This window comes from Arthrobacter sp. 35W, assembly GCF_000482545.1.
Taxonomy (GTDB): domain Bacteria; phylum Actinomycetota; class Actinomycetes; order Actinomycetales; family Micrococcaceae; genus Specibacter.
This window is the reverse complement of the sequence record NZ_KI519454.1, coordinates 958,094-982,590: the sequence shown is the minus strand read 5'-3', so window position 1 is coordinate 982,590 and position 24,497 is coordinate 958,094. Positions and strand designations below refer to the sequence as shown.

Annotated in this window: 17 protein-coding genes and 1 tRNA gene; 7 read left to right on the top strand and 11 right to left on the bottom strand. The window is 60.9% G+C overall.

Annotated elements, in window-relative coordinates; translation table 11 throughout:
• Window positions 1-219: 219 nt before the first annotated feature.
• The 3 genes from K254_RS0104230 (at window position 220) to K254_RS25190 (ending at window position 3,416) form a co-directional block, all read left to right on the top strand.
• Window positions 220-1,002 (top strand): hypothetical protein, encoded by a 783-nt coding sequence (locus K254_RS0104230; RefSeq protein ID WP_026554322.1) that lies wholly within the window; start codon window positions 220-222, stop codon window positions 1,000-1,002.
• Between the two features lie 372 nt (window positions 1,003-1,374).
• Entirely contained in the window at window positions 1,375-2,247 is an 873-nt protein-coding gene (locus K254_RS25195) for a serine/threonine-protein kinase (RefSeq protein WP_081709877.1), read from the top strand.
• Complete coding sequence (locus tag K254_RS25190; RefSeq protein WP_081709876.1) at window positions 2,244-3,416, top strand: hypothetical protein; 1,173 nt, start codon at window positions 2,244-2,246, stop codon at window positions 3,414-3,416. Before K254_RS25195 ends, K254_RS25190 begins: the two co-directional genes overlap by 4 nt.
• Before the next feature lie 1,007 nt (window positions 3,417-4,423).
• Here the strand turns inward: K254_RS25190 and K254_RS26100 are convergent.
• The 3 genes from K254_RS26100 to K254_RS0104205 all read right to left on the bottom strand — a co-directional run bounded on the left by K254_RS26100 (window position 4,424) and on the right by K254_RS0104205 (window position 7,260).
• On the bottom strand, window positions 4,424-5,548 hold the full coding sequence (locus K254_RS26100) for a C40 family peptidase (protein ID WP_051388792.1): 1,125 nt from the start codon (window positions 5,546-5,548) through the stop codon (window positions 4,424-4,426).
• Window positions 5,548-6,033 (bottom strand): hypothetical protein, encoded by a 486-nt coding sequence (locus K254_RS0104210; RefSeq protein ID WP_155848444.1) that lies wholly within the window; start codon window positions 6,031-6,033, stop codon window positions 5,548-5,550. Before K254_RS0104210 ends, K254_RS26100 begins: the two co-directional genes overlap by 1 nt.
• A gap of 276 nt (window positions 6,034-6,309) precedes the next feature.
• A complete protein-coding gene (locus K254_RS0104205) occupies window positions 6,310-7,260 on the bottom strand; it encodes an RNA polymerase sigma factor (protein ID WP_081709875.1) in 951 nt (316 codons plus the stop codon).
• A 234-nt stretch (window positions 7,261-7,494) separates the two neighbouring features.
• Between K254_RS0104205 and K254_RS21675 the strand changes: the two genes are divergently transcribed.
• Window positions 7,495-7,818, top strand: a complete 324-nt coding sequence (locus K254_RS21675) for an ArsR/SmtB family transcription factor (protein WP_035748979.1) — start codon at window positions 7,495-7,497, stop codon at window positions 7,816-7,818.
• Here K254_RS21675 and K254_RS21670 read toward each other — a convergent pair.
• Both K254_RS21670 and K254_RS0104190 read right to left on the bottom strand, forming a co-directional pair.
• Complete coding sequence (locus tag K254_RS21670; RefSeq protein ID WP_051388790.1) at window positions 7,772-8,278, bottom strand: hypothetical protein; 507 nt, start codon at window positions 8,276-8,278, stop codon at window positions 7,772-7,774. The genes K254_RS21675 and K254_RS21670 overlap by 47 nt on opposite strands.
• Window positions 8,279-8,322: 44 nt before the next feature.
• On the bottom strand, window positions 8,323-8,661 hold the full coding sequence (locus K254_RS0104190) for a hypothetical protein (RefSeq protein WP_026554317.1): 339 nt from the start codon (window positions 8,659-8,661) through the stop codon (window positions 8,323-8,325).
• 545 nt (window positions 8,662-9,206) lie between these two features.
• Between K254_RS0104190 and K254_RS0104180 the strand changes: the two genes are divergently transcribed.
• Window positions 9,207-9,434 (top strand): helix-turn-helix domain-containing protein, encoded by a 228-nt coding sequence (locus K254_RS0104180; RefSeq protein ID WP_051388789.1) that lies wholly within the window; start codon window positions 9,207-9,209, stop codon window positions 9,432-9,434.
• Between the two features lie 1,520 nt (window positions 9,435-10,954).
• Window positions 10,955-11,155 (top strand): hypothetical protein, encoded by a 201-nt coding sequence (locus tag K254_RS25600; protein WP_155848443.1) that lies wholly within the window; start codon window positions 10,955-10,957, stop codon window positions 11,153-11,155.
• A 384-nt stretch (window positions 11,156-11,539) separates the two neighbouring features.
• Here the strand turns inward: K254_RS25600 and K254_RS26095 are convergent, their stop codons facing one another.
• From K254_RS26095 to K254_RS0104145, 3 genes are all read right to left on the bottom strand, one after another.
• On the bottom strand, window positions 11,540-13,678 hold the full coding sequence (locus tag K254_RS26095; protein WP_231391740.1) for a restriction endonuclease: 2,139 nt from the start codon (window positions 13,676-13,678) through the stop codon (window positions 11,540-11,542).
• A gap of 918 nt (window positions 13,679-14,596) precedes the next feature.
• Entirely contained in the window at window positions 14,597-15,700 is a 1,104-nt protein-coding gene (locus tag K254_RS0104150) for a tyrosine-type recombinase/integrase (protein WP_231391739.1), read from the bottom strand.
• A gap of 114 nt (window positions 15,701-15,814) precedes the next feature.
• Window positions 15,815-15,895, bottom strand: a tRNA-Leu gene (locus tag K254_RS0104145).
• 172 nt (window positions 15,896-16,067) lie between these two features.
• On the opposite strand from K254_RS0104145, the gene K254_RS0104140 reads away from it, so the two are divergent.
• Entirely contained in the window at window positions 16,068-16,676 is a 609-nt protein-coding gene (locus K254_RS0104140; protein WP_026554311.1) for an ANTAR domain-containing response regulator, read from the top strand.
• 127 nt (window positions 16,677-16,803) lie between these two features.
• On the opposite strand, the gene pyk is transcribed toward K254_RS0104140, so the two are convergent.
• From pyk to gltB, 3 genes are all read right to left on the bottom strand, one after another.
• Window positions 16,804-18,276, bottom strand: coding sequence for a pyruvate kinase (pyk, locus tag K254_RS0104135; RefSeq protein ID WP_026554310.1), 1,473 nt, complete (start codon window positions 18,274-18,276; stop codon window positions 16,804-16,806).
• A gap of 67 nt (window positions 18,277-18,343) precedes the next feature.
• Window positions 18,344-19,801 (bottom strand): glutamate synthase subunit beta, encoded by a 1,458-nt coding sequence (locus K254_RS0104130; protein ID WP_026554309.1) that lies wholly within the window; start codon window positions 19,799-19,801, stop codon window positions 18,344-18,346.
• Entirely contained in the window at window positions 19,794-24,428 is a 4,635-nt protein-coding gene (gene gltB / locus K254_RS0104125) for a glutamate synthase large subunit (protein ID WP_026554308.1), read from the bottom strand. Before gltB ends, K254_RS0104130 begins: the two co-directional genes overlap by 8 nt.
• Window positions 24,429-24,497: the final 69 nt, after the last annotated feature.

Below are 24,497 nucleotides of genomic sequence, written 5' to 3'. Positions count from 1 at the left end.
AGTGAAATTTTCGCGCTACTCTGTTGCTATTGAGGTGCTCCATTCATTCACGCAGGTCACAACAGACGGACAGAATAGGAATCTATGCCAACTCTCCTCCCGACCCGGTGCCCCATCCCAGAGAATTGCACAGGTGAAACTCGGCATTGGCTGCCATGGTCCCGCAAAAGGTGCGACTTCCGTCAAGAGGAACTCGCAAAACGAGCAACACAACCAGCTGTGGACAACGGCAATCCTTACCTGCGCGGCTCGTTCGACTACCACCAATTCCAGCAACGGGCCCAGAAACAGGCCGCTGCCGTTGCAGCCCACGTTCGCGTAGCACCGACACATCCGTACGACGTGGCGGAGACTCTCTGCGGGGAGCGGCAACTCATCACGCTCGGAGCACACGAACTCACCGCTGTTGGGCTGTTAATGGCCAGCGACATATATGCAATCAATGAGCGTCTCCGCACTGGCCGGAGCCTTGCCACCGGGGCGGGGGTCATGATTGATTACGCGGGCTTCGCTTCCATGCAGGAGTTTGTCGATGAAGCTCTGGGAGTCTTCGGCGCCCTCGGAAGCTCACTCACCCTAGGTCAGCCCATCAAACTTTTTCGAGGCATCGGAATCCCCGAACGTCCCGACTCGAACTACCCGGACGTTGCCGGAATTGGCGCATATCTAGCCGGGGCAATGCAGTTTCCTCAACAGTTCGTTGATGCCGGCTTCGGGTTCGCTACAACTAACCCAGAGGACGCCCTTCGCTATGACGGAAGCGCCCGAGGTGAATACCCGCCCAAGTACCCAGTCCTGCTTGAGCTTGAAGCATACTCGGGGCTTTGCGTCCCTCAACAGGAACATCGCACCGCTGCCCTGGTCGGGCACTGCTTCGAAGTCAGCTACCTCTCCACATCGACAGGTCAGGTCATTTTCGAGCCGAACACCCAATGGGCGCTTGTATCCATTTGCAAGGACTCCCAGTATGGCGTCCCCCTAGTGCGTATGAAGCAGCTGTGAAACCTACCTCGAAGCAATACCGTGGGACTCTGGCCACAGGATCATCAAGAGATGATGCATTTGGGAGCGCTGTGATGGGGCCCCTCTGGGTCCCTCGGCAGCGATCGATGTTCTGCGAACTTGTAAACATCTGCGCAATTGAATAGAACCAAAGCCACAACCGCCATGGCCGCACGTCCCTAGGTTCGGAACGGGCTCCTCTGGAAAGTCGGCGGATGAAAGCCAGGTCTGCGCTCACGGTGGAAGACGTGCACCTTCGATGGTGGAGCCCTACAGGCTGTTGCCCACGGGTATTTTGGTCTGCCACGTAAAGAAGGCACCAAATTAGCCTATTTTGCATTTTGAGTCATCGATTCAGATAGGCTTCTGGTCATGACAGCCGAACTGCAACTACTGGATACAGATGTTGTTGCCGCATTTCCGGAATATAAGATAAGCATCCCCAGATTGGGTCAGGGCACGTTCAAGGCGGCATTTCTTGCGTCTGATGGCGATGAAACATTTGTATTGAAGATACTCTTCGGTGAAGATGATTCCGATTCCGGGGAAGAAGTCGTGCTTGATCAGCGATTCATCCGAGAAATACAAGCCATGGCGCAGCTCGATTCGCCGCGGATTGTAAAGTTACACATGCCTGTCGAGACGCGCGATATCGGCAATAGCCTTAAAGCCTGGTATGCGGAGCCGCACTACTCCGGGGGATCCCTTGATTCGATATTCTTGAATCGAAGACTGCAGAGGAATGAGATTTGCAATCTCGCGATTCATCTCCTCGAAGGCCTTCAAGCGCTGGAAGCGGCAAGCATTGTCCATCGTGATGTGAAACCTGGAAATATTTGCCAAGCTGGCAATGGCGATTTTGTTCTGCTTGATCTTGGAATCGCGCAAGTAATGTCTCTGGACCCGCTCACCCAGACCGGCGCTTTCTCACCCAGAACGAATCCATATGCTGCTCCCGAGCAATTTCAAGTCCGCGGACAAACATCCATTGATTCCCGCACCGATATGTTCGCAGCGGGGATCGTCTTGTTTGAAGCCATCACGGGCAGGCACCCTTTCCTCGAAGAGAACATGACGTTTGGCGCCTACTACGACCGCCTTACGAACCATCAGCCAGGTCAACTCTCAAACCACGACTGCAGCCCGGCGCTTCAATCCGTCATAGACCGATGCCTTGCAGCACGCCAAAACCGCCGGTTTAGAAACGTCAACCAAGCACTCACAGAACTGGAGTCTGCACTGTGACCTTTGTCCTGCAACATGGCTACGGCAAGTCCGACAAGCTCGACGCGGTCGCGGACCACTTCCCGGTAAGCTCGGTTGTTCTTAGTCCCACCGATGAGGATCCGGGAGTCCTCCAGCAGACCGTGTACAAGCTCAAGGCCCGGGGTATCCGCCCCCTCCTTGACCCTCAAACTTACCTATATACAACGGGAGTCGACCTTGCAGGTCGATGCCACGTAGAACATGGCCTCAATTTCTCCGCGATTCGGTGGTCACAGTCGCCACGTGATGTGGAGAAGGTCATTGCATCGGTGGCGATTGCCAACGACACCGTTGGAATTGATGACACGATCATCGCACCGTCTATCCTCCAATCTTCCTTCGAGGACATCTGGACTCCGTTGGGAATCCAGTACGCCAGGGCAGCGTCGGAAGCCTGGTCCGAAAAGAACGTTTATGCCTCTGCCGTCTTCGAGGAGCTGGCCTTTAGCGGTTGGGATGCGATCAACGACTGGCTAGACGAGGTAACCTCAATTGACATCGCCGGGTTCTATCTACTGACGAATCATCGCGGCGCGGCCGCCTACCCCGCCACCGGCTGGGATTCTGATCGTCTTGCGAATGCAATGCGCATGATATATACGCTTACAGAGCTCAATGGATACGAGCTACTGTGGGGATATTCAGATATCGAGGGCATTCTAGGCGTTGCAGTTGGCGCCACTGAATGCGCCACCGGTTGGCATAATTCTCTTCGTCGATTTAGCGTCGAGAAATGGCGGCCTAAGTCTGGCGGCGCCCAACCCATCCCACGACGATTCGTAAATTCTCTCCTCAGCCCCCTTCGTTTGGAGGGTGAATTGAGCGCAATTCACACAATGTCTGGCACGGCATTCAGAACTGGTTCTGTAGCGGATCGTGTTTTCCAATACAATATTGATAATCCAGAATTTTGGAATCGAAGCGTAGCGCAAAAACATCACATGATGAGCGTTGCCGGCCTCGTGGATGAGATTGCCCGGGTTTCCATTCCTAACAGGCTCAACTTGGTGCAGGAATGGATTCACGATAGTCTCGCCCTTTTCAATACACTTTCTGGCCAGAACTTGATTTTTGAAAGATCATATGCGAACAAGCTTCAAGTTCTATCTCGCGCTGTTACCATTTTCAGGGAAGCTGAGGGTATCTAGTTCGGATCTCGCGTGCGGCCAGCTCTAAAAGCCAGAGGTTGTTCCCGGGATCCAGGTGTTCCCTGCTGCCCGTAACACGCCACCTTGGCCGGCCGTCAGCGAATTCAACAAAGCCAAGGTCGTAGGACCTCAGGTACGGCTCAACGCGGCCCACATTGCTGCTTTCCGGCAGCATGATGGCTGCACGATGTGCAAGATGTCTGAATCGACTGGCCTGCCTGATGGCTTGTTTCCAGTCCTTCATCTTCGCTTCGACAGCAAGAGAATCAATGACGGATGTTGAGTACCGGCGCAGTTCAACGTTGGTCCATGATTTTCCAGCACTCCGTCGCGATGGCTTCCGGCCCTCAGACTCAGATGTACCTGAATAGCCACGAGTCATTAGAGTGCGGGCGTCCGTTAGTGTCTCCACCCGGAGCCCGGAGCCAATGTAGGCATTCAGGGATGTCATGGACACGACCACAAAAAGTATGTCCGGACGTCCTCGACCGATGGCAACTTCTGGAATAACGACAACGCTGCGTCCTAGTCCAGGCGGGAGGAGGCTGCTCGAAAAGCGTTTGAGGGCGTCAGTCAACACGATTTCATGAATTGGTTGGCCCACCGCACGTGACGTTCCGGGTGCAGTCAGTTCTTGTGCTTGGAGCAACGTCATGCTGTTGGTCGATCCCTCACTGGTTTCCGGAGCGCCCCGGGCGCAATTTCGAGTATCCATCATACCGAGCCAATATCGATGTTCACGCTATTTCTTTGCCGGACTGATTCCGCTAGGTGGGCGCCGATGCAATGATGCCAGCGACTAGACCTCACCCCTGGCTATTCCGCCTTCATTCATTTGACCAGCTACCGTTCCCAACGGCTAATTCGGTGCCACTGGCCCCGTCGTGGTCGAGACCTGTCTCTCCACGCAGGATTGCCCATCTGATACTGACCATCATGGGATATTTCTTCATCTAATAGGGGCAACGGCTGGCCTGGGTCGATCGAATCGAACATGGACCACTGGCCTACGAAACAATCCGAATGTACTCCGTCCCAGGGTTCCACGACACCGGATGCACCAAGGTCCCCACGCCAGGGTTTAGCGCACTGAACATCATGCCGTTGCCGGCGTAGATGCCGACGTGGCCCCAGTGATTCGGCCTATCTGGGTTCTGAACGACGAGATCCCCGGGTTTTGGGGCCGCGGTCGGCCGTCCGGCCAGCCACTGCTCCGTCCGAGGAAGCTGGATCCCAGCCTGCCGGTACACCCATTGGACATAGCCGGAGCAGTCCCATGCTTTGAATGCCGTTCCACCCCACACATACGCGCCGCCCAGGCCCTCCTCCGCGTAACGGATGATGTCACGCCGGATCTGTGCCAGATCGTCGGGCAGTGGTGACATGCCAGCAATGGGAAGGTCCTTAGGGCAGTCGGTCAATGCTGCCCCAGTCTTCAAGGCATCCACAATCGCCTTTGCCTCAGCCTCCCAGCGTGCGTAAAGCTCCGGGAAGGCCGATCGCTGGACTGCTTGTGCCGCCTCACCTTGTGTCATCGCCTGCCAGCCTCGAACGTCCAGCAGCCCAGGAGGAGAACCATGGTTGGGCCCTTCAGGGCCACCATAGAAGGCTTCCGCGTTGTAAATCGGGTTCATCAACTCAGCCACACTCCCCCACCCAGCCGACGGGCGTTGTTGTGCCGATCCGATGGAATCGTGGTCGCTGCCGACGCCGTCGTGCAAATAGTCCATGGAACCGGGGACTGCAAGATTCGCCAGCATCCTAAGCCCCGATTCCTGCAAGGACATCATGATGGCAATCTGGATCCCTTCGATGGGCACGCCGCGGGAAATGCCGACGCCGATGTACGCTCTGGCAACGGCAACCTGAGCAGCAGTGAAGTTGATGGGCGGCCCGGATGCCACAGGTATCGACAGCCCGGCGGTCGGCCCCGTATTGGCGGCAGTGGCAGGCGACGTCGACGCCGCGGTGAGGCACGCGGTCGTCGTTATCTGCGCACCGGCAGCAAGGACGACCAAGCCGCCACAAAGTGCCATGACCATGAGCAGAACCATGGCACTCGCAGCGCCCGCCACAAGCCTGGCCAGAGCGCGGCGTTTGAGAGCGGCCAGCAGGAATGCCGGCGCAGCCATCAGTACACGATCCTGTCCGGAGTTGCATAGAAGCCGACCATGGCACAGCGTCCCTCCGGTGCCGTGGGCGCCGGCGGGCAATTGACCATGATGCTGACCGGAAGCGTGTACGAGTTGGTTCCGCCGGCCTGGTGCTCGGTGACGTTGAGGGTGGCTGTACAGACGTGCAGACCCACCCAGGGTGCGGGATGTTGCCTAACTTCGGCCAACTGGCCGTCGCAGGCGGACCTCGCGACGACCGCCGTTCGGTAGGCCTGGGCACCAGACAGCGTGGCGAACGAGACGGCGTTGATACCTGTTGCTTCAAACTCTTGCGCGAACACAGTGAGCGGGTTCGAGCCGTCCGGCAAAACTTCCCACCACGTCCTCAACGCCGTGTACACATCCGAGTAAGTGGATGTCCTGGTGTCCCAGGTGTAGATGGCTTCGGCAGCTGCCAGCGCTAGAACACGGTAGTCCAGTGTCGCCGGGATGCCTCGGGGCATGGCCGCTGGCTCTAGGCTTTGGGGGTGGGCCAATGGCGTCATCGCTGCCGTCGGGATGGCCGTCGGAGCCGCAATGGAAGGTCCGGAGCTGGTGGATGGCGCGGACTGGGCGGGGCCGGGCGCCCGAACAGCGAAAAGAAGAACGACGGCGGCTGCGATCATCCCCATGACAAGCGGGACCACCAACAGTCTCCGGCGCCCTGCGATGTATCGAGCCCAGCGTGATATCTGCTCCACTAATCCCCCTCTGACAACGTCCATGACAGTGCTGGAGTCCTACGGGAGGACCGGGCTATGCTCCGCGGCAACATCGTCGTCGTCCGACTCGATTTCACCTTGCCAGTTAGCTCGACCCGCTCGCTCCAGAACGTCTCGTGCCGCGTTGTAGAGGTTTCGGGCGTGCCCGATCTTGACCTCGATGTAGCGGACGCTGACACCAACTTCGGCAGACAGCTCTGCAATCGCCTGGGTCCTGGCTGGACCGCTGACGCCGGTCAGAACCAACCGCTCTGCAACCAACCGCAGTAGCGGATTGGGCAGGCAGCCGACCGCGATGGGGTTCAGGGATTCGTCTGCGCCCAGAAGGACCATCTCAACCTCGAAGGCCGCTTTGATGGTCAACGCTGTCTGGCGGAGCACCGTGACGGCGTGCCACCGCCGGCGATCGTCAGCGTCCGACCGCTCGGCCGGCATCCTGTCTCGCGGCGTAGTCAGGCTGTGAACGGCCAGGTCCCACGTTTCCTCCGAAACATGCCTCCGAGCGGCCTCCAGGACCTCCCCCACCCACTCCCGCTCCGCGACCCTGTCCATGCTTTCGGTGGGGGCAAAGTCAACGGGCGATACCGCCGCCGTTTCGGCGTCGAACATCAGAGGAAGCGTCATGTGGGACATCTCCCTCCGGATGAATTCGGCGCACAGATGCCCGGCGATGCCCTGGACCCAGGCCGCAAACGACACCCCAGGAAACTCCCGGTAGCGCTGCCTGGCGAGCCCGTCCCATGCCGCCAGCCGGATGTCCTGCATAACGTCGTCGACGTCGTCGAGTCGGCTCAGGCGCCGCAGCCGCGCGCAAACGTAGGGTCTCGTGCTCTCGACGGCCAACATCAGCTGGTCTGTGGGGATGTCCGGGACGGGCGGGCGCGTCAACGACGCGTCGACTCCCCCGTTGGGCGTAGTGGATTCTGCTGGCTTGGATTTGAGACCCATGGTCTTCACCGCTTCGTACATTTAGTGGCCGCTCGGGAACGGCGTCGCAGTCGACACCGCCTCTGGAGATCCGCTTCAGGCGGCTGTCCGCCGGAACGAGATCGAGTTGGTTGGCCCCAACTCATGCGGCGGGATCCGAGATTCATCGTGTGGCCGCCGCGGCATAAGACTATGAAAGCCAGTGTCGAAGCTAACTAAAGTATTGTCAAGAGTCCATAGCTTATATTGTGGACAACTCTGGGGCAGAATGGTGCCATGCCACGCATAACGCACCCGGGAGATGAGGCCTGGTCCTCCGACGTCGAGGCCGCCGTGGCCACGTTCGGCAACCGTGGGCGAAACGAGATCCTGCGGTTCCTTGCAGCGCATGGGCCCGCTTCCCGCGGGGACATCGTGGCCGCCGTCAGCTCCGGCGAACCCAGCGTGGCCAAGCACCTGCTCGCGCTTGAGGCGGCCGGTGTGGTGACCGCCGACGTCGAACCCGGCCGACGCCATGGCCGTTCGCCGCGCTACTCAGCCGACCAGGAGCGGATCAAGGAGCTGCTGGCAGCTCACCTTCGCTACCTGCTGGAGGAATAGCCGCGGCCTGTTCGCCCTCGGGATGGAGCTGGATGTCCCTGTTCAGGTACTCGGTGATGGCGCGCAAAGTTTCCGGCGACACGTCGCCAAGCGTGCGGGCCGCAAATGACTTGACCCGAGCCGCGCGTAGGGACTTCACGAACTCGAGCTGGGAATCGATGCGTTGCGGTAGCTCGGAGTCTGATTCGCCCAGTAGGTAGGCTGGGTCAACGCCGAAGATCTCGCAGATCGCGGACAGGAGCCGGCGATCCGAGACCAGGCGGCCGGTGCCGTCCTTCATATAGAACCAGCGAGCCCGCGACAGGCTGATGCCCTGGGCTGCCAGCTGGTCCTGTACCTCGCGGAAGGTCACGGGGGTTCCGCGCTCGGCAACGACAACATCCATCAGCAGATTCAACCGGCGGGCCAGAACCGACTGGGCAGACTGGTCCACTGATGTGGCCTCGCCCTCATCCCCCATGGCCGGCTCCTGGTCGTGGTCGCGGCGGCACCGCCGACCGACGATCAGTACGGCGTTCCCTTACGGTCCCCAGTATTGCGCGATGGCGATGCTGCCGCAACGCGGCGGCGCACCGCCTCATCAAGCGCGGTCATCAGGACTAGCTCGGCGTTGGCTTCATCCAGGCCAGGAACTCTTCGTGCGCCCACGGCGGACTGATATGCGGCCAATCCAGCGGAACTCAGGACGTGGCACGAGTCCAGGTGGTAGCAGACCTCGGTGGCCACCTCCGCCAATGCTTGCAGGAACGCGATATCGTCTTCGCTGTTGCGCCGCCAGTAGCGCTCAGCCTTCATCAAAGCCGCGGCCTGCCGAAAGGCCTCAATCTGTGGATGCTCGTTCATTCCATAGCTCCCGTCCTTCGCTGGCCACCCACAACGCCGTGGCCTGCAAGCTTGTTCAACTGCCCGTTCATCGGCGGGCCCACCACTTCCCTCATGATCCGAGGCGGCGTACATTGTTCGGTGTAGACGGGTCTACGATGACCAGCCGGGAGATTTCTGCCTAAGGACGTGGCAAGTGATGTCCAGTGTTTTGTTGAATCGCACACGGAGCCGGATCATCCGGTGTCTCGTTCGGCACGGCCCGGCGGATGCCATGCAGATCGGCCGGTACACCGGACTCTCGGATTCCACGGTGCGTTTCAATGTTCGAATGCTCCAACAGAACGGTCTGGTGCAGGTATCGCTTCCACATACCCTGGTAGGCGCCGGGCAGCGGCATTTCGTTGCGGACCAGTCAGCGGTTCGACAGCACCTGATCGATTTGGCGCAGCAAACCTCGGTAGGTGAGGTCACGTAGTGTTGGTGTCCCTCCGCGATGAATGGGCAAAGATTCGCACCAGCGGCCAAGACAGCAAGCCTGGACCGGCCACCATGAGGAGCCAGCCATGTCTATCGCCCACGATCCAGCAACGGCTATCACAACCGAGCCGGTTGAAGACCAGTGGCTCACGCCCAAGGACATCTGCCGGCTGCTTCAGATTCCCGAGCAGACCTTCTACCAGTGGCGGGTCAAGCACACTGGCCCCCGCGCCCACAGGATTGGCCGGCACCTGCGCATCAGCCGCGCGGACTTCAACGCGTGGCTCGCTTCGACGGAAGACGATCAGATCTAGAACAATGCTACCAATCGGCACATGAAGGTAAGCGAGACGAGACCATCCCACGAACCTAAACATGATTGCCGCGGGCTATAGGTCGCCACATTGCGAGAAGACGGCCCGCAGACCCTGGCAGTTGACGGCTCAGACATTTCGAAGTGCCCGTTCATTCTGCGGCGCCGCGAGCGGCCCAACACCTGCAGACGGTTAATCTGGGGGCGATTCCCTCCAGATGACGCGGCAGGATAGTGAGGGGCCATTCGACTCTCCGGCCCGTACATCCAGATGAACGTGAGTTCAAGAGACAGAGTCCAGCTTTCTCCTCCCCCAGATACTTGGGCGCTCTACTCTATTCCTTCAACGGAAAGTTCTCCGGTGAGTGTTCTGGTGCCAGTACGTATAGTGATGAAAAAGGCGTACCTATAGCGGAATTTGGCCTCGTACGCCCGAAGTTTGAACTTACCCCAGACTTCTGCGTCGCGTGACCTAGCATTGGCTGGCAAGCCGCTGTCCTTCTTCGCTTCAATGACTAGGAAGTTGTGGTTATCGTCACCGCGATGGTAAACCACGATGTCCGGAAATACGGTTCAGAGACCAAGGCGATGATGTTGGAAGATTGACGAAACTCAGCGATCTGACTCTTCTGGATATCCTCAGTTGGTCAAAATAGAATCGGCGGCTTGTTGCTTGGCTGCCTGGGAAGCAGGTAGTCTCTGGGCCGACCATAACCGTTCAGTGCCTGATTGCGCTAATACGGCCCTGTGTATTGCACTATTCAGCGTCTCGGAGTCGCCATCCTTGGCGGATATCGATGATCGCCTCATCCTCAACGTCGCCTGCCCCGTGGATTGTGAAGACCTTATGGTTGGAGCCGAAGTTGCACGTCTTCGAGTAACCGTCACCGTCTGGCGCCTTGCCAGTGACTAGCACGACTCCTTCGGAAGACAGGAAGCTTTGAACAAGTCGTGTCCATGGGCCCCAATCCAAGATGAAGCGGTGGAGCAGGCCTACGTTTTCCGGAAGTGGCTTAACCTGGATCCATACCATGCCTCGATACGGAGCTGGCCAGTCCACTGCATGACGATAGCTGGCGACACCGTAATCCTCACGCCACGGATTCCATTTTGGGCGCCAGAGCGTGCGAAGCGACATCTTGACCCATCCTTCTGCTTCATATAGCTCATCGAGATGCTCTGCGTATGTCAATGAGGGAAGTAGCACACCCTGCTCGTACCTGAAGAGCTGGGACTTGGATAGCACGAGTCGGCCCGGCCCGACCTCCTGCCGACGCGCCAATTTCAGCAGCCCCACCGTACGGAGCGCACGCAATCCATTGCCGAACTCAGTTGGTGACGATGGGATCGCATAGAGCGCCAGTCTATTTTCTTGCACGCTTGTCCCTCTTCTGTCCCCTTTGACTCTCCCGCCAGCGAGCTGTGCGAGTCTGGGATCACGCTACCAGCGGAGGCCAGCGGAGTCGAAGATACACCTGATGGTAGAGCGGCGGAACAAGGCGAGCGAGGGAGGTGATTGAGGTGGGCAACAAAGAAGGAGAGCAGTTCGACCTAGGCGGCGGCGAAAGGCTGACGGTGAACCCGACCGACAACCCTAACTACCCCGGCGGGTGGTACCAAACAACAACCGATGCCGATGGGAATAAGTCAACTGCGGTATACGACAAGGACGGCAACATGCCCTCTGGCAAAGGCACCGGCGACAACGGTTCCTATCGTTGATTTATTGTATAATAAAAATGTGGACTGATTCGCTCGACAGGCATCAGTTAAACGACTTGGAGAGACGCCAAGCATCCACGAGGCGACCATTAAAATTCGGATGGTCGCCTTTTATTTTGGAACAATTCTAAAGCAAGTGATGTTTTGCTTCAGATGCCAACTAAGCACTCGTTTCGAGCCCTTAGATTCCCTAATAATATCGAGCGGCAGCGCCGATGGGATTAGCCATATCTATACTAAAGAGACCCACCATGAGGACTCTTCATAATTAGGCATGGCTGGGAGTTATTCTCTGGACTATTCTTGATCCATCCGAATTTTGATCCGCACCAATCACTGAATTTCCCCAAATCCGCGACGAAATAGCCCTGTGAAAGATATTGACTAACAACTAATGCTCGCCAAACCGCGTTCTAGCGTATCGGAAGCTAATCGAGATCTAGGAGAAATTGTTCCTTGAAACGGGTCATACTGAAAGAGGCTGATCGAATTATCATTTGCAAAATCGATCGCTCCACTCGTGTATCCTCCGAGGGAGAAGAACAGAGCATGCTTTGAGGTACTAGCGGCAACACCAAAGATCTGTCGGACAAAACTGACCCCAACCGGGGCCTGGCGATGCTTGACCTCCGCCACATGATGTGCCGAGACGACGTCGGCTCCTCCGTCACGTGTTGCCTGGGTTACGCGGCATTCAGTGGCACCCAGGAATCTCATCCACTGAGCAGCAATGTACTCGGCCTCTCGTGGGTTACAAGACGACATCGGGGATGGAGGCGGCTCCAAGGGCTGCCAAAAGCCATGAACTAGCTGACGAAGAGCAGCCGGCGACAAATCCGGTGAAAATCGGTGTTTGTCGTATTCAGCGGCCACATGTAGCCCGATCCCGACAAGAGCCTTGCCCAGCACCGCTCTCGACCCTCGGTGATCGTCTGGAATGGGAGCCAGTTGAGGGGTAGGAATCGAATTGTAGTTCGATGAAAATAGCCATCCGAGGCCTCCGCCGATGCCAATGAACCACCAGATTGAGTCATGGGCTTGAACAAATATGCCAAGGACGAATGCCGTGACCATCCAGGCCAGAACGTGTTCGTAGAAGCGACGGGACCTCTTTGATGGCACAGGTCGGGTGTCAACGGGCAAGGGATGCGTGTCGACAGCTACTGAACTTGCCCAGCGTTCCAAATCTGCTCTGACCATTCGACCGTAACCTTGTACTCCTTGAGATGGGTTGTCTGCCCATGTTGATGTGACGGTCGCGTGACTGAGCCAGACTCGGTGGGACTCAGCGACTGCAATCTCGGCAAGATTTGCCGACTGGGGACCGAATCCACCAACGTCACGAATATGGTCTTGTGCTGAAGCAATGAGGGACGCCCGAAGGGCATTCTCGGCACGCTCTTTGACCCTTCCAAGTGGCTCAACCCGCTGAAATGTCGAGTCGTTGTCTTTACGATCAGTGGCCTGAATTTCGAGAGCCTCGGAGGCATCTTCATTCTCAATAAAGCTATCATCTTTGTCAGGCTCACATAATTCCTCAACGGTGTCGCCGGGGGGAACGACAATTCCGCGATCCACATCCCGATTATCAACGCGATTCCTGATCACAGCGCGTTGGAGGAGTTCCTTCTCCATGTTTGAAAGCTCCGGTTTATCAACTTCAAACCTTGGCAGCTCGAGACTTTCGTGGACACTATCGCCAAACGCTTCAACTGCTTCTTCATATGACGAGACCCACAGCCGGGACCTCAAGTCGTTCAGTTCGGTTGCGTCGTTCCAATATTCCCGAATGATATCCGCACTTGTCGCGAGAAGCTGGGATACCGTTTGATCTGCACCCTGGTCTCCCTCAAATTGCACATATATCAGAGACGGGGCGATGAGGCCAAGCGCTTCAAAGATTTCACCCTCGTTGAGAAAAGTTGTAAATTCATCAAAGATTGTGGTGGTATTTTCAAACTCATCCTCGTAATACTCCTCATCTGGGTTGGACTCGTCATAATGTTCTAATGCGATCCTGTTGGCCCCGGAATCCGGACCCGTGTAATCTTGCTGAACTTGAACCGCGAGTTTTAAGAATTCTTCAACGTCGGCTTCGCTCGGTTGCCTATCAAGGCATTTTTCGATGGCAAAGTAAAAACTCGAGATCCTGGGTGCATCCGCGCACTCGGGATGATATCCGGCGAGGCTCTTCCATCCATCAATCCACCCTCGTTGGCGGCTTCTTGATGCTCCAACGTCAACTCGGACGGCGGATGCCAACGGTCCTACTGAATCGAGAACGAATTGAAGGGCTGCGTTGTCGAAGTCTCGGTCCAACCGTATGTCAGCGCACTCAACCCCCAAGTTACCTGTCCGGATAAGATTTCGAAGAAGGAATCTTTCATTCTGCGAAGGGGTATTCGCGGCCGCGACAGCGGCGAGGGCCATGAGATCCATCGCGCACTCGGTGTCACCCGAGCGCAACACCTTGCAAAATTCTTCATAGATGAGGTCCAGCGGTCGTGATTGTGAGGTCACCATCCCGACATTCTAGGTGGAATTCATGCAGGACCGATCCCGGAGACGTTGACTAGATACCAAGAGCCTGTCGCCATCGCATTGCCCGATGCAAGTCCATTCCTACCTACACCCCACCATCCACCTGCATTCACCAGATCTGCGCACGACTTACGGCTGAGGAAGATGGCAATCGATGGCCAGCCATCGTGCCGGCCATGCCGTCTCGCCCTGGAAACCCTAGGGCAAAGAATATGACAGGTACCAACAACAATCTTGATTGGAAATTCTCCTGGTACGAGGCCAATTTTCGGCTAGGGAACTTCAAGAACGCCGTGGCGAGCGGTGTACTCCTTGAAAAATCAAGCCACCGCTTTCGACGGCTGCGACGTGGGTCGGCGTCAAGGACAACGGGTTCATCCCGACAACTGGCTAAAACTACTGACTTCGGAAACTAATCTGCTCAGACGCCACCCGTCTGACCCACGGCACTCAGATGTCCAGACGCATCGATTTCCCCGGCCCTCCAACCTGAGGCAGGACTGCCACACACTGACTAGGCCTACCTGATCATGTTGACGGTCTGGAAAACGGCCATGATCCATCCATGAGGGAATCCACCAACGAGGGTGGTGGCCCGTTCGGGGCAGCGCTAGGACGGAAGGACAGAGTGACTTCATGAAGCTCGAATTCTTTGAACCGGCCGAGGCTGCAGCTCTCCTGCGATGCTCGGAAGCCTGGCTGAGGGATGGAGCCGCCAGAGGCGACTTCCCCCACACCATCTGGGGCAAGGGAAAGGTCATCTTCACGTCTGCCCAGCTAAAGCAGATCGCGCTATTGCGCGAAGTGCCAATCAGAAAGCCAGAACCCACAACGACAAGGATGATCGGGACACGAGCACAGTCCCGCCAGAGGTATTCGTAGCGCCCAAGTCGTTGGACGTTATCGACGCCACACATTCGCGGACCGCTCGACGGCGTCTGCGGCGTCTTGAAGTGCCTGGGGCATCAAGTGCCCGTACACCTGCTCCGTAGTGCGCGTAGAGGCGTGCCCAAGCCTTCTGGAGATGGTGAACAGCGATACCCCGTCCTGAATCAACCACGACGCATGCGTGTGCCGCAGATCGTGGATCCGCGGGTCCTTCTTCAACCCCGCCGCCTTGGCCGCTTTGATGGCCGGCACCCAATTGTTGCGCCAGAAGGTGGTATGCGAGATCCGGGTGCCATTCCGTGTGGTGAACAGCAGGTCTGCCCCCTGCCGACTCGCGACCAAGGGAATCAGAATCTCTACCAGCTGCGGGTTCAATGACACGGTGCGCTTTCCAGCGCCTGTCTTGGTAGGACCCACATAGAAGCTGTTCACGCCATCTCGCTTCCAAGCCTTGTTGATACGCACCGTGGCTGGCTTGGACAGGAGGTCCACATCGGCCACGGTCACTGCCGTTGCCTCGCCGAAGCGAGTGCCGGTCATGACGAGAAACGCCGTGAAGTCCTTGTACCGCTCCCCCATGCATTCGAGGATCAGCCCGAATTCCGCATGGGTAAGAAACCTCACCTCATCCTCCGCCTTCTCCCCCGACGGCAGCTGGACGCCACGGCACGGATTGTCCAGCCGGTACTTGAGCATCACAGCCGTCTCCATGGCGGAGAAGATCAGCGCGTGGTTGTTGCGGATGGTTTTGGCTGACCGGCCCTTCTTCTGCATCTCGCGGATCCAGTGGGTGATCTGGCGGTAGTCCAGCTTGTCGACGGGGACTGCGCCCAGGACGTCGTTGATGTGCAGGTTCAGCATGGTCTGGTAAGTGCGAATGGTGCCCGCTGACGGGCGAACGAGCAGATCGAGGTGTTCCTGGATCACCTCGGCCACTGTGGGGAGGTTTGATTCCTTCGCGACGAGCGCATCCTGGGCAATTTCGAAGGACTGGCCATTGGCGTCAAGGAGCTTCTTCACCGTGGTGGCTTCGGACTCGGTGGCAAAGGTGATGCCCTGCTCGGTGCGGGTCTTGGGATCCCGCCACCGGACGGTATAGGTCTTGGACCCGTCCAATTTTGAGCGAACTCGGATGGAAGCCATGCCTAAAATGCTACGCCGCTGTCCACACTTTTGGGAGATTTGTCCACAGTCAGAGGCCCAAAGGGCCTCTGACCTGCGGAAACACTGTGCCCGAGGTGGGACTCGAACCCACACACCTCTCGATACTGCATTTTGAGTGCAGCGCGTCTGCCATTCCGCCACTCGGGCATGCACCATGTGGTGCAAAGCACAGCACTTGAAACGGGACTCATTCCCGAACAAGTGCGCGAAACTACTCTACATGCCGATAGGCTAATTCACAGAACCGGCGCAGCAGAGCCGGCCATTGCCAGCGGATTTACGGTCCGCCTTACCGAAGTATTGCTTCCAAGGAGCCCCTGTGTCTGAACAAACGGAATCCGCACCCGCCACCCCCGCACCCGCACGCCGTGTGATCGTGGCCGAGGATGAGACCTTGATCCGTCTGGACATCATGGAGATCCTGCGCGGCGAGGGCTACGACGTCGTCGGCGAGGCTGACAACGGCGAGAAGGCCGTTCAGCTGGCCGAGGAGCTCCGCCCCGATCTGGTCCTGATGGATGTCAAGATGCCCGTCATGGACGGCATTACGGCCGCTGAGAAGATCGTGAAGGCCCGCATTGCCCCCGTGGTGCTGTTGACCGCTTTCAGCCAGAAGGAGCTCGTTGAGCGGGCACGTGACGCCGGCGCGATGGCCTACGTGGTCAAGCCGTTCACCCCGGCCGATCTGATCCCCGCGCTGGAAATCGCGCTGTCCCGCCACGAGGAGATCCGTGCGCTCGAGCTGGAGGTGACGGACCTGCAGGAGCAGTTCGCCACCCGCAAGCTCGTGGAGCGCGCCAAGAGCCTGCTGACCACCAAGATGGGCCTGACGGAGCCGGAGGCCTTCCGCTGGATCCAGAAGACGTCGATGGACCGCCGCCTGAGCATGCGCGAAGTGGCCGAGACCATCATCAACCAGGTCAACTAGCACGACGGCGGCGGGCCGGGTCCCGGCGCACGTCACCAGGTCTCGACAAGTTCGACCAGCGAGGCTAGAACGCAGAGGCGGTCCGCACCAATGGGTGCGGACCGCCTCTGCGTTTCCTACGAAGAAATTATGCGGTGGGCCAGGGGCCGACCTTCTCCTTCTTGCTTTCGCCGCTCTTGGTGGTGTCGGCGAGGTCGCCAACCTTGTGCACCTTCAGGGAGTTGGTGGAACCGGCCTGTCCGGGAGGGGAACCGGCGGCGATGATGACGAGGTCGCCATCCACAGCCAGCTTCATCTCCAAGAGCGTGCGGTCAACCTGCTCGGTCATCTCGTCCGTGTGGTGAACCATCGGCACCAGCACCGGCTGGATGCCCCAGGTGAGGGCCAGCTGGTTGCGGACCTGCTCCACGGGGGTGAAGGCCAGCACCGGCTTCTTGGGGCGCAGGCGGGACAGGCGGCGTGCGGAGTCGCCGGACTGGGTGAATGCCGCAATGTACTTGGCATCCAGCTGGTCGGCGATTTCCACTGCGGCGCGGGTGATGGCGCCGCCGCGGGTCTTGGGCTTGGTGCCCAGTTCCGGCACGCGCTCCATGCCGTGGACCTCGGTGGATTCGATGATCCGGGCCATGACCTTGACGGTCTCGATCGGGAACTTGCCGACGCTGGTCTCACCGGAGAGCATGACGGCGTCTGCACCATCGAGCACGGCGTTGGCGCAGTCGGAGGCCTCGGCACGCGTCGGGCGCGGGTTGTCGATCATGGATTCGAGGACCTGGGTGGCCACGATGACCGGCTTGGCCCAGCGGCGGGCGAGCTCGATGGCGCGCTTCTGGACGATCGGCACTTCCTCCAGGGGAAGCTCCACACCGAGGTCGCCACGGGCCACCATGATGGCGTCGAAGGAGTCGATGATCTCGGACAGGTGCTCCACGGCCTGGGGCTTCTCGACCTTGGCGATGACGGGAACGCGGCGGCCTTCGGCATCCATGATCTCGTGTACGCGGGTGATGTCGGTGGCGTCGCGGACGAAGGAAAGGGCAACGAGGTCGACGCCGCGGCGCAGGGCCCAGCGGAGGTCGTCCTCATCCTTCTCGCTCAGTGCTGGCACGTTGACGGCCACGCCGGGCAGGTTGATGCCCTTGTTGTTGGACACCATGCCGGGCACGGTGACCTTGGTGACAACCTTCACGCCGTCGACGGCAGTGGCAACCAGGGACACCTTGCCGTCGTCGATCAGAAGGGTGTCGCCTACGTTGACGTCCTCGGTGAGGCTCTTCAGCGTGGTGGAGCAGATGTCCTTGGTGCCGGGGACGTCTTCGGTGGTGATGGTGAAGACATCGCCCACCTCCAGCTTGTGGGGGCCGTCTACGAAGCGGCCCAGACGGATCTTCGGTCCCTGAAGGTCGGCCATGATGGCCACGGCCTTGCCCAGCTGGGTTGCCGCCTTGCGGACGTTTTCATACGTGTTGTCGTGCACGGCGTAGTCACCGTGGCTCATGTTCATGCGGGCGACGTCGACGCCGGCCTCAAGCACCGCGAGGGTGTTCTCATAGCTGGCGATGGCCGGCCCGAAGGTTGCAACAATCTTTGCGCGTCTCATATACCTAACCCTAATGGTGTGGATTCTCTTCGAAAAACTTGTCTCAGATGGTGGGTGCGGTTTAGACCTAGAAAGCGTTGAGCGCCACATCCGTGGGCGCCACCGGCGCCGACAGGATGGTCCAGCCGTCCAAGTACTTGTCCACGGCAGCGGCGGCCGAACGGCCCTCCGCGATGGCCCAGACAATCAGGGACTGTCCACGGCCGGCATCGCCGGCGACAAAGACGCCGTCGGTGTTGGTCATGTAGTACCCGTCGCGGATGATGTTTCCGCGCTCGTCCAGCTCCACCTTGATCTGCTCGGTGACGCCGGCCGGCTCCGGGCCGGTGAAGCCCAGGGACAGGAAGACCAGGTCAGCCGGGATTTCCCGCTCGGTGCCCGCCTTGGGCACGCGGCGGCCGTTGACGAACTCCGTCTCGGCAACCTTGATCGCCTTCAGCACGCCGTCCTCCCCGATGAACTCGACGGTGGAGGCCAGGTAGGTGCGCTCACCGCCCTCTTCGTGGGCGCTGGCGACCTCGAACAGGGTCGGGAACGTCGGCCAGGGCTGGTGCGAGGGGCGCTCGGCCGGCGGCTGCTTGCCGATGGCCAGCGTGGTCACGGACGCTGCCTGCTGGCGGTGCGCGGTGCCGAGGCAGTCGGCACCGGTGTCGCCGCCGCCGAGGATGACGACGTGCTTGCCGCGGGCATCGATCTGGCCCTCGACGACGTCGCCGGCCACCACGCGGTTGGCCTGGACGAGGTAGTCCATGGCGAAGTGCACGCCCGACAGCTCGCGGCCGGGGATGGAAAGATCCCGCGGCACGGTGGAGCCGGTGGCGATCAGCACGGCGTCATAGCGGCGGCGCAGCTGGTCCCAGCTGATGTCCTTGCCCACCTCGACACCCGGACGGAACCGGGTGCCCTCGGCGGTCATCTGGGCCAGGCGGCGGTCCAGGTGCTCCTTCTCCATCTTGAAGTCGGGGATGCCGTAGCGCAGCAGGCCGCCGATGCGGTCGTCGCGCTCGTACACGGCCACGGTGTGGCCGGTGCGGGTCAGCTGCTGGGCGGCGGCCAGGCCGGCCGGACCGGAGCCGATGACGGCGACGGTCTTGCCCGTCAGGCGGGCCGGCTGCATGGGCTTGACCCAGTCATTGTCGAACGCCGCGTCGATGATGGACACCTCGACCTGCTTGATGGTCACTGCGGGCTGGTTGATGCCCAGCACGCAGGAGGACTCGCAGGGTGCTGGACAGAGCCGGCCGGTGAACTCGGGGAAGTTGTTGGTGGCATGCAGCCGCTCAATGGCTTCCTCCCCCTTGTCGCGCCAGACGAGGTCGTTCCATTCCGGAATGAGGTTGCCCAGCGGGCAGCCCTGGTGGCAGAACGGCACGCCGCAGTCCATGCAGCGGCCGGCCTGGCTCTTCAGGACGCCCTTCTCCTGGGCCTCGTACACCTCTTTCCAGTCCATGATGCGCACCGGAACGGGCCGGCGCGGCTGGGTCTGGCGTTCGCGGACCTTCAAAAACCCCCGGGGATCAGCCACCGGTAACCTCCAAAATCTTCTGCCAAACTTCCTCGGAATCCGGGTCGATGCCCGCATCCGATGCAGCAAGGCGTGTTTCCAGTACGGCGGCGTAGTCGCGCGGGAGCACCTTGGTGATGCGCGCCGCGGCAGCGTCGAAATCTTCCAGCAACCGGGCGGCGACGGCGGAATCCGTCTCCTCGCGGTGCTTGACCAGCAGGCCACGGACAATGTCCCTGTCCTCGGCATCCAGTTCCACCAGCTGCAATTCGCCGGAGTCCAGGGCTGCCTTGTTGACCTTGGCCGGCTGCAGGTCCAGCACAAAGGCCGTTCCACCGGACATGCCGGCACCGAAGTTGCGTCCGGTGCGGCCCAGGACCAATGCCTGCCCGCCGGTCATGTACTCGCAACCGTGGTCGCCAATGCCCTCGACGACGGCGGTGGCGCCGGAGTTGCGCACCAGGAACCGCTCCCCCACCTGGCCGCGGATGAACATCTCGCCGCTGGTGGCGCCGTAGCCGATGACGTTTCCGGCGATGACGTTCTCTTCGGCCGGGAAGACATTGGTGCGGTCCGGTCGGACGATGATGCGCCCGCCGGAAAGACCCTTGCCGACGTAGTCGTTGGAGTCGCCGAACATGCGCAGCGTGATGCCGGCCGGCAGGAAGGCACCCAGCGACTGGCCGGCCTGGCCGGTCAGCGTGATGTCGATGGTGTCGTGCCCGAGCACCTGCGTGCCGAACGTCTTGGTGACGTTGTAGCCCAGCATGGTGCCGACCGAGCGGTCCGTGTTGACCACGGGCACCGAGATCTTCACCGGCGTGCGGTCCGCCAGGGCGTCGCCGCTCATGGCGATCAGCTGGACGTCGAAGTGCTTCTCCAGCTCGTGGTTCTGCGGCACCAGATTGCGCAGGGGTGCGTCGGCGTCGAACTCGATGCCGTGCAGGATCGGATCCAGGTCCAGACCCTCGGTCTTCCAGTGGCTGATGGCCTTGGCCGCGTCCAGGGACTCGGCGTGGCCGATGGCCTCCTGCAGGCTCCGGAAACCAAGGGAGGCGAGGATCTCGCGCACCTCCTGGGCCAGGAACTCGAAGAAGTTCACCACAAACTCCGGCTTGCCGGTGAAGCGCTGGCGCAGCTCGGGGTTCTGGGTGGCCACGCCCACCGGACAGGTGTCCAGGTGGCAGACGCGCATCATGATGCAGCCCGAGACCACCAGCGGAGCGGTGGCAAAGCCGTACTCCTCGGCACCCAGCAGGGCGGCGATGACGACGTCGCGGCCGGTCTTCAGCTGGCCATCCACCTGCACCACCACGCGGTCGCGCAGGCCGTTGAGCATCAGCGTCTGCTGGGTCTCGGCCAGGCCGAGCTCCCACGGGACGCCGGCGTGCTTGAGCGAGTTCAGCGGGCTGGCACCCGTTCCGCCGTCGTGCCCGGACACCAGCACGACGTCGGCCTTGGCCTTGGTCACGCCGGCGGCCACGGTGCCGATCCCCACTTCGGAGACCAGCTTCACGTGCACACGGGCCGTGGGGTTGGCGCGCTTGCAGTCATAGATGAGCTGCGCCAGGTCCTCGATGGAGTAGATGTCGTGGTGCGGTGGCGGGGAGATGAGTCCGACGCCGGGGGTCGAGTGCCGGGTGCGTGCCACCCAGGGGTAGACCTTGCGGGCCATCAGCTGGCCGCCCTCGCCGGGCTTGGCGCCCTGGGCCATCTTGATCTGGATGTCCTCGGCGTTGGTCAGATACAGGCTGGTGACACCGAAGCGTCCGGAGGCCACCTGCTTGATGGCCGAACGGCGCATGGGATCAAGCAGGCGGTCAACGTCCTCGCCGCCCTCACCGGTGTTGGACTTGGCGCCCAACTGGTTCATGGCGATGGCCAGCGTCTCGTGGGCCTCCTTGGAGATGGAGCCGTAGCTCATCGCTCCGGTGGAGAACCGCTTGACGATGCTGGCGACGGGCTCCACCTCATCGATCGAGATGGCCGGGCGGACACCGTCCTTGAAGGCCAGCAGACCGCGGAGGGTCATCAGCTTCTCGGCCTGGTCGTCAATGCCGTTGGTGTAGGCCTTGAAGATGTCGTAGCGGCGTTCGCGGGTGGCGTGCTGGAGGCGGAACACCGTCTCCGGGGAGAACAGGTGCGGCTCGCCCTCGCGGCGCCACTGGTACTCGCCGCCGCCCAGCAGCGGGCGGTGCGGCTGCTCGACGCCGTCCACGGGGTAGGCCATGGCGTGGCGGGCTGCCACCTCGGCGGCAATCACGTCCAGACCGATGCCGCCCAGCTGGGAGTGCGTGCCGGAGAAGAACTCGTCCACCAGGTCCTGTGCAATGCCCAGGGCCTCGAAGGTCTGGGCCCCGCAGTAGGAGGCCACGGTGGAGATGCCCATCTTGGACATGATCTTCAGAACACCCTTGCCCAGACCCTTGATGAGGTTGTAGACACCCTCCTCGGCGGTGACGCCGGTGATGTCGCCGACGCGGATGAGCTCCTCGACGGATTCCATGGCCAGGTACGGGTTCACCGCTGCGGCACCGTAGCCCACCAGGACCGCCACGTGGTGGACCTCGCGGACGTCGCCGGCCTCAACCACCAGGGAGATCTTGGTGCGGTTGGCGCTGCGCAGCAGGTGGTGGTGCACGGCGCTGACCAGCAGCAGGGACGGGATGGGCGCCCACTGGGCATTGGAGTCGCGGTCGGAGAGGACCACGTACTGTACGCCGCGGTTGATCGCGCCGGACACCTGCTCGCAGATCTCCGACAGCCGGGCACGCAGGGATGCCTCGCCGCCGTCGGGCTTGTACAGGCCGCGGACCTTCATGGCCAGCTTGTCGCCGTCGTCGTTCTGGATGTTGGCGATCTTGGCCAGCTCGTCATTGTTGATCACCGGGAAGGTGAGGGCGACCTGGGGCTGGGTGACCTTGGAGCGCGAGAGCAGGTTGCCGTTGGGGCCGATGGTGGTGTTCAGGCTGGTGACCAGCTCTTCACGGATGGCATCCAGCGGCGGGTTGGTGACCTGGGCGAACGACTGCACAAAGTAGTCGAAGAGCAGGCGGGGGCGCTTGGACAGCACGGCAATCGGGGTGTCGGAGCCCATGGCGCCCAGCGGCTCGGCACCGGTGCTGGCCATCGGGCCCAGCAGGATCTTCAGCTCCTCCTGCGTGTAGCCGAAGGTGCGCTGGCGGTGGTTGACGGACGCCGGAGTGTGCACCACGTGCTCGCGCTCGGGCAGGTCCTTCAGGGAAATGATGTTGTCGGCAACCCACTCGGCCCACGGGTTGGCGCCGGCCATCTCGGCCTTGACCTCGCTGTCGGAGATGATGCGGCCGGCGTCGGTGTCCACCAGGAACATCTTGCCGGGGGCAACGCGGCCCTTCTTGACCACCTTGGCGGGCTCGACGTTGAACACGCCGACCTCGGAGGCGAAGATGATCAGGCCATCCTCGGTGATCCAGTAGCGGCCCGGGCGCAGACCGTTGCGGTCCAGGGTGGCGCCCACCAGGGTGCCATCGGTGAAGGACACGGCGGCGGGGCCGTCCCACGGCTCCATGAGCAGCGAGTGGTACTCGTAGAAGGCGCGGCGGGCCGGATCCATCGTGGCGTGGTTTTCCCAGGCCTCGGGGATCATCATCATGATGGCCTGCGGCAGCGGGCGCCCGGCGAGCCAGAGCAGCTCCGCGACCTCGTCGAAGGAGGCGGAGTCCGAGGCGCCGGGGGTGCAGATCGGGAAGAGTTCCTCGGGGCTGTCGCCCAGCAGCGGGTGCGACAGGGTGGACTGGCGGGCGCGCATCCAGTTCCTATTGCCCTTGACCGTGTTGATCTCACCGTTGTGCGCGATGGTGCGGAACGGCTGGGCCAGCGGCCATGAGGGGAAGGTGTTGGTGGAGAAGCGCGAGTGCACAATGCCCAGACGGGTCTTGAAGCGCGCGTCGGAGAGGTCCGGGTAGAACGGCTCCAGCTGCGCGGTGGTCAGCATGCCCTTGTAGACAATGGTCTTGGAGGACAGCGACGGGAAGTAGACGCCGTGCTTGTTCTGGGCACGCTTGCGCAGCCGGAAGGCGCGGGCATCGAGGGCATTGGCTTCGCCCTCGGCGCTGCGTGCGGGGTCGATGGCCAGGAAGAGCTGGACAAAGTGCGGCATGCAGGCACGGGACATGGCACCGACCAGCTCGGCCACGATCGGCACTTCGCGCCAGCCAAGCACCGTGAGGCCCTCGGCGGCAGCCAGTGCCTCCAGGCCCGCGCGGGCCACGGCCGTCTCCGCCGGCTCGGCCGGGAGGAAGGCGGTGCCGACGGCGTAGGAGCCCGCGGCGGGCAGCTCGAAGCCGGCCACCGCGCGGAAGAATTCATCGGGGATCTGCGTCAGCAGGCCCGCACCGTCACCGGTGCCCTCGTCGGCGCCCACGGCACCGCGGTGCTCGAGGTTGCGCAGCGCCGTCAAGGCGGCTGCGACGATGTCGTGCCCGGGCTCGCCGCGAAGCGTGGCCACAATGGCCAGGCCGCAGGCGTCCTTCTCGGCATCGGGGTTGTACAGTCCAGCGGCCTCGGGCATGGCCGCGAAGCGCTTGAACGGTGACACTACCTGCGGCAGGCTTTCGCCGGCTGCGATGGGGCCTGTTGGGTTTAGGCCTGTTGGGATTCGAGTCATGACAATCTGTCCTTCCCCCTGATTGAGCGTATGGAGGGGACGACACTGGCCCTGGGCATCCACCGTCCG